At 54.8% G+C, this 5,073-nt stretch carries 4 protein-coding genes and 2 pseudogenes; 1 reads left to right on the forward strand and 5 read right to left on the reverse strand.

The genetic code is table 11. The features are described from left to right. Positions 1 to 123: 123 nt before the first annotated feature. From KIN_RS22065 to KIN_RS22085, 5 genes and pseudogenes are all read right to left on the reverse strand, one after another. Positions 124 to 261: pseudogene (locus KIN_RS22065) on the reverse strand (IS481 family transposase); the annotation flags it as partial. A gap of 54 nt (positions 262 to 315) precedes the next feature. Continuing rightward, positions 316 to 1,026 (reverse strand): annotated as a pseudogene (locus KIN_RS22855) (IS6 family transposase). A 94-nt stretch (positions 1,027 to 1,120) separates the two neighbouring features. Then, entirely contained in the window at positions 1,121 to 1,768 is a 648-nt protein-coding gene (locus KIN_RS22075) for a class I SAM-dependent methyltransferase (RefSeq protein WP_159811238.1), read from the reverse strand. Continuing rightward, complete coding sequence (locus KIN_RS22080) at positions 1,769 to 2,989, reverse strand: BtaA family protein (protein ID WP_159811240.1); 1,221 nt, start codon at positions 2,987 to 2,989, stop codon at positions 1,769 to 1,771. After that, positions 2,986 to 3,819, reverse strand: coding sequence for a UDP-2,3-diacylglucosamine diphosphatase (locus KIN_RS22085; RefSeq protein WP_159811242.1), 834 nt, complete (start codon positions 3,817 to 3,819; stop codon positions 2,986 to 2,988). The genes KIN_RS22080 and KIN_RS22085 overlap by 4 nt, the downstream gene beginning before the upstream one ends. A 205-nt stretch (positions 3,820 to 4,024) precedes the next feature. Here KIN_RS22085 and KIN_RS22090 point away from each other — a divergent pair. Then, on the forward strand, positions 4,025 to 5,073 hold a 1,049-nt coding region (locus tag KIN_RS22090; RefSeq protein ID WP_505712034.1), incomplete at its 3' end, for a choice-of-anchor I domain-containing protein.

Here is a 5,073-nt window from a genome sequence, read left to right on the forward strand (position 1 = left end):
TTGCTATGGGAGAGACCACTTCTTGACGGCAGAGCCCGTCTGGGCAAACATAAAAGGGCATTCGATCAATCGGATGCCCCATGACCTGCTGACCTAAGCAGCCAATTCTTCCCGACATAGGACGTTGTCAGTTCGAACTTCGCGAATCCGGAACGGAAACTTCTCAATGATATGATCAATGAAGTCGATCGTGTTTGCCTGCGTGTGTTTGTCGTAGATCTTAAGTGCCCTGACACGTGTCGCATCGTCGATTGCTGTGTACGGAACTGTTGCATTAGCTTCATGCGGCCGCAAGAAACCTGATATTCCATTGTTTTAGGCGGCCAGTCCGAACACTTCGTGGACCAAAGCGATTTCACCCTGGATGCCTGGTTTCATGTCATAGACGTGGCGGTTTTTGATTGTACGGACAGCCTCGATCCCGCAGAGCGTTGCTTTTGCCGAGCTTACTGAACGGAAGCTTTGTCGATATCCAAGAAGCCGCTTGAGCGCGGCGTGGTCGCTTTCGATCCGATTATTTTTCCACTTCTTGTCAATGTGAGTGATGCTCTCAAAATGCGGGTCATACCTATGGTTGATTTCGCGGATCACGCGTCGATAGGTTGGAGCTTTGTCCGTGCAGATTGTGACCGGTCGATGTAGCCGGGCCTTATCTATCGCCTTGCGCATAAAGGCTCTCGCGGCCTTTCCATCGCGCGTGGCGGCTAGGCGGAAATCAATCAGATGCCCATGCCTGTCGATGGCGCGCTAAAGGTAACGCCATTTCCCACCGACGCGGATATAGGTTTCGTCGACGTGCCAGTTCAGACCGACCCATTGTCGGCGCCTTTCGATCCCATTAGCTATCTGTCGTCCGAACTTGCGGATCCAGCGATAAACCGTGGATCGATCAACAAGTACACCGCGTTCGGCAGGCAAATCAGAGGTATCCTGATAGGAAAGCGGATAGCGCAGGTACATGCGAACCGCGCAAAGAATGACGACGGCAGGAAATCGGTGGTTCTTGAACGGTTGCTTGCGGGTCATGACAGGCCTTTTTGCTCAGCCCTGAAACAAACAGCCGATTAATGCAACAGTCCCGTGAATTGACTGCTGATGGTCCGTTGATGGTGGTCGAGTTCTACGTATCAGTCGGTTCGTGGCGCCGTTTCTGACCGTAGATCGCATATCTCCGCCATTTTTCGTCGGCCGCGATCACCGTACCGGGGCTGAGATCGTGTAGAACCGATAGCAGCCCTGCACGCGGCTCAACATGAAACTGCTTGAGCCATTTCATCAGACCACGTCGAAACCATGCAGGGAGTTTACCGCTCTGCCCAAAATCAACGATATGGAGTGTCCCGTCGTCCGCAAGCTTGCTCCACGCCTCGTGAATCGCGGCCTCCCAGTCTGGGATCATGGAGAGGCTGTAGGAGAGAATGATATGATCGAACTTGTCCACGCCAAATAGGTCCATCGGGTCGAACGCGCAGGCGTCTCCCTTGGCAAGCTTAACGTCGTTACCCAGCTTACCTTGGGCCGTCGTCAGCATTTCTTGAGAGATGTCGAAACCGTAAAGGCGCGCCTCCGGGTATCGCCGCCGGATCATTTTCAAGTTGCGACCGGTGCCGCAGGCCACTTCGAGGATCCGATCACCTGGGGCTGTACCGATGTTGTTTATCAGATGGTCCCGCCCAAGTAGGTAGTAGCGGCGGGTGACGTCATAGATCAGCCGCTGATAGCGATATGTTTGATCCATCAATTGGCCATGGTCGGTGACATGGGTCATCTAACCAGCCTTTCGGTACACATGGACACCGCCATAGATTGCCGAACGGTCTGTCGCAAGCGCGGTGTTTGAGGCTTCGGCATCGTAAATCCATTGGTCGAGGATGTTACTCGCAACCCTACCGGGGAGAATGTCATCGCGCCCGCCGGTACGGAAGAGAACGCGTGCGCCGGAGCGCGCGGTGCGGGTGATTTCCGACCAAAGCGCGTTGAGTTGCTGGTCGGACATCCAATCTTGTGCGTCTAGCAGGATAAAGACGGACTTTGATCCGTTTGGGCATTGAGCCAGGGTGTCTGTAATCGACCGATTGAGTACCGTTGCTCTGCCCTCTGCTGATCGCAGCGCGTCGAAATTTTCAGCTACTAGGTAAGGCGGCACTGGTCCAGCGCCGTCTGCCTCGTAGCCACGGTTGGCTGCCTGCCAGGCGAAATAGTTGTCCTGGATCGGGAAGCCGCAAAACAATTTGTGTGTACGCGCCTTTAATACGGGAACAATGTCCCTGTCTGCGTTGCTAGCCAATTTTTCATACTGCGCCGGAGGAATTCCCAGACCAAAGAGAGATGCACGGCGGCGGGCCAGAAACTTCACAAGCCGAGATTCAAAAAGTGGCGCTATCTCTCGATCAAAAAAGACTTCTTGCTCTTCCAGGGTTTTCGCTTCCAGCAGCGCTCGAAAGTCAACTCCAGCAAGCCGCCCAATCACATGTACAGCTCCGATAAACGTGCCTAGCACGCCGTAACGGTAGAACCCACGCGAGAAGAGTGTCGCGCGTCGGTGCAGGCCCTGGTGACCATTCCAGAACTGCTGTTCTGAGGTGGCCATATGCGGAAGGACATAGTCGTCGAGTAGCGCTGTATTGCCGACCTCACTGGCGTTGCCGAACACAGAGTAGAATGCCGCATGATCCGGCAAATGCGCCGCCGCAGCCAGTTTCAATCGGTTCAGGTGAACGTGCCAGGGTGACAGGTCAACTGCGGTGAGTGTCGCGGGCGATTTGGTGAGGTAGGACATTGCGTTGCATCCGCCTGAGGCGATGCAAATGATGTCGTCACTTTCAGTGAGCTGCAGTGCGGCCATATCGCAAACCGGGTCTTCCCATATCTGCGGATAGACCAATCCCCGAAATAGGCGGGCAAAGATGCGATCAGACAGAGTGTCGAATGACCAAGGCCGGTTTTCGTAAACGACATTGCCGATGGTATTGGTGCTCGCAACACTCATGCTTGTTCCTTCTCTGTTCTAGCCAAGGGTTTGGAAAGCACGCGTGCTTTCCATTTGCGGGCTTTAGGCTCAATCCTGTGTTCAAGAATCGCGGTGTTCTGCGCTTCCCAATCAATCAGGCGCAGGTTGCCGTTTGGGTCTTCGACGATCGCAGTGCAGCTTTCGACCCAATCACCTGTGTTGACGTATTCGATCCCATCCAGGTCTCGGATCGCGGCATGGTGGATATGGCCACAAACCACACCGTCAAAACCGCGGCTTCGGGCGTCATCTGCCAGAAGCTGTTCAAACTTGCCGATATAGCTGACGGCCTGTTTGACCTGCTGCTTGCTCCATTTTGATAGCGACCAGTACTCCTGTTTCCAAAGCCGCAGGAGCCTGTTGATTTTAGGACTCAGCCAGATCAACGCCCCGTAGGCGCGATCGCCAAGATATGCGAGCCACTTTGCATGGGCGATGACCGTGTCGAATTGGTCCCCATGAGTGACCAGATATTTCTTGCCGTTGCGCGATGTGAAAGTGTCTTGGTCTTTCACTTCGATCCCGCCGAAATGAATGCCCGGGAAACTCCGCATCACTTCATCATGGTTACCTGGGATAAAGACAACACGTGTTCCCCTGCGTGCCTTTTTGAGTATCTGATGCACGACTTCGTTGTGGCTACTCGGCCAATGCCAGCTGCGCTTAATTTGCCACCCGTCGAAGATATCGCCTACCAGATAAAGTGTGTCGCAGCTGTTTTTCCGCAAGAAATGGGTCAGCAACTCTGCACTGCATCCACGGGTGCCGAGGTGAATGTCTGAAATGAAAATCGTTGGGTAATGTGCCATCTGCTCCCCCAAACTGTTTTGGGAAGAGCTACACGGCCAATGTGTCAGGTCCGTAACGGTCGCCAAAACGCCCGCACTTTTCGCAGGTAGAGCGGATTATCTTGGCCCACTCGTCCACTGACAGCGGACTGATGTCGTACAACCGTTACCTACGCGGGTCATCGTTGCGGTTGGACTACAAAGCACCTCAAAGAAAGAATTGCTCATGGCACCAAGACACCTGTTGGTCTCGTCGATCTTCGCCTTGATTGCGGGTCAGGCATCCGCCGAGAATTTTAACCGAATTGCGTCCTTTATCGTCGCGCAGAACGCCCCTGAAGCCGAAGAGAGCTCGGCCGAGATCATTGGTGCGACTGGCGATGGTATGACACTCGTCTATACCGACAGCCCCGCCAGCGTGATCGGCTTTATCGACCTCACGCATCCTGCCGCCCCCGCAGCCGCGGGGAGCATCGCGCTTGAGGGCGAGCCTACTTCGGTCGCCGTTGCGGGGATGATTGCTTATGCGGGTGAAAACACCTCTGAGAGCTACACCGCGCCGTCCGGCGTTTTGCATGCAATTGACGTGGCCAGCCGCGCGGTGCTGAGCACCTGTGATCTGGGCGGCCAGCCTGACGCTGTTGCTGTATCTCCAGATGGCAGCTTTGTCGCCGTCGCGATTGAGAACGAGCGTGATGAAGACCTTGGCGATGGCCGTGTTGGCCAGATGCCCGCCGGATATCTGACGATCACCCAGACGAGTGATGCGGGCCTTGATTGCGGTAGTACCGTTAAGGTGGATATGACCGGCCTTGCCGATGTAGCCTCCGAAGACCCTGAGCCAGAGTTCGTTTCGATCAACGGCGAAGGTGAGATTGTCGTCACCTTGCAGGAAAACAACCACATGGTTGTCGTCTCTGCCTCTGGCGAGGTTTTGAACCACTTCTCGGCTGGTGAAGTGACGCTTGAAGGTATCGACACCGACGAAGAAGGCGCGCTAACCTTCGAAGAGACAATCACTATGGTCCGCGAACCCGATGCGGTCACATGGATTGACAACACCCACTTTGCGACCGCAAACGAAGGCGACATGGACGGCGGCAGCCGTGGTTGGACGATCTTCAGCCAACACGGCGAGGTGGTCTACGGGCAGTGTCAGGTTATTATTGATGGCACGCCAGAACGGAGCTGCATTTTGATTTCAAGCGATCAACTCGTGTGCATACTCAGTCCAAATTTCGAAGGCATCGGCTCGGGCGTGGCGGTAGGAACGGG

Origin of the sequence: Litoreibacter roseus (genome assembly GCF_009811795.1) — a bacterium.
GTDB classification, from domain to species: Bacteria; Pseudomonadota; Alphaproteobacteria; order Rhodobacterales; family Rhodobacteraceae; genus Litoreibacter; species Litoreibacter roseus.